At 33.9% G+C, this 756-nt stretch carries 1 protein-coding gene and 1 pseudogene; both read right to left on the bottom strand.

Going from position 1 to position 756, the window contains the following annotated elements; genetic code table 11:
* Nucleotides 1-320 (bottom strand): annotated as a pseudogene (locus ACFIK8_RS11215) (hypothetical protein); the annotation flags it as partial.
* Between the two features lie 161 nt (nt 321-481).
* Nucleotides 482-658 (bottom strand): hypothetical protein, encoded by a 177-nt coding sequence (locus tag ACFIK8_RS11210; protein ID WP_375669471.1) that lies wholly within the window; start codon nt 656-658, stop codon nt 482-484.
* Between the last annotated feature and the right edge of the window lie 98 nt (nt 659-756).

Here is a 756-nt window from a genome sequence, read left to right as displayed (position 1 = left end):
ATACCGTTTGTAATTTCTAAACCTTTTATCAGGGTTTTTGTATCAATTTCTGTAGCATTAATGCGCCCACCTCTCGTTGCACTCAACCCTACAATTTCTGAGGTTATTATCGCTTCTGTAATTGTGGCGACTGATTGTGATCCACCAGCGATCACTGGATTATATCTATCGCGGATAATAACGTTATTAAAAGTCTCTTCTCCCTCTTTTACATAAACCTTGGGAATTTCACGAGGTGGTGTATTTGCATAAGCCGAACTTAAATAGGAGAAAATCAAAGATCCAGCAATTGTACATAATAAAAAATTTCTCTCATACATAGTACACCCTTAATATTGATATATCCTTCATGCGTACTCCATCATCCTTGATGGTGCACGTATCAAGAAGGCTATTATATCATTATGTTTTTATTGTAAATATCAAAATGAGTTTTTATGCAGAGTTCTTTTATACTTTAAAAATTTGCTTCAGAAAATCTTTAAAAACGATAATGCAGACTAGTGGAAAAAAGGATTTCAGAAAACTTATTTTGATAAGATGTCAACAGAGTATCACCATGAATCATAATATTGGAAATTTTGAGATATTGCGCATTGATACCAAACCCGCCTTCAGTGAAAGTTTCTGCAGGATCATGGGGAAAGTCATCGGCCAATTTGTACTTTTTTAAAAAAACCATGTTGTGCTATTTTTTAGATTTGAAATTAAAGTGGATGTTCCATCAACTCTTGCTCCACTTTTTTAAGATGGAGT

The sequence above is a fragment of the Bartonella sp. MR168JLCBS genome, assembly GCF_042194175.1.
Note: the sequence above shows the minus strand (reverse complement) of the source record. Positions and strands in the feature narration are given on the sequence as shown.